The sequence below is a fragment of the Erythrobacter sp. HI0063 genome, assembly GCF_001635685.1.
GTDB lineage: Bacteria > Pseudomonadota > Alphaproteobacteria > Sphingomonadales > Sphingomonadaceae > Qipengyuania.
This window is the reverse complement of sequence record NZ_LWFF01000155.1, coordinates 1-231: the sequence shown is the minus strand read 5'-3', so window position 1 is coordinate 231 and position 231 is coordinate 1. Positions and strand designations below refer to the sequence as shown.

The window sequence follows — 231 nt, the reverse complement described above, 5'->3', positions numbered from 1 at the left end:
GAAAGGGCGAGCCCCAAGGACACGCTTGCCAAGCCCCGCCCCGCCGGGTAGGGGGCGCGACCGGCTGCAGGGGTGTAGCTCAGCTGGTAGAGCATCGGTCTCCAAAACCGAGGGCCACGGGTTCGAATCCTGTCACCCCTGCCATTTCTTCGATATGGCCCAAGTACCTGATAAGCTTCAGGTTTCCCTGCGATTCAAAAGCGCGTGGTACCCTGCCGTGGCACCTCGTCG

At 62.8% G+C, this 231-nt stretch carries 1 tRNA gene; it reads left to right on the top strand.

What is annotated here, in order from left to right:
- The first annotated feature begins 68 nt into the window (after window positions 1-68).
- A tRNA-Trp gene (locus A3736_RS05840) sits at window positions 69-144 on the top strand.
- The last annotated feature ends 87 nt before the right edge of the window (window positions 145-231 follow it).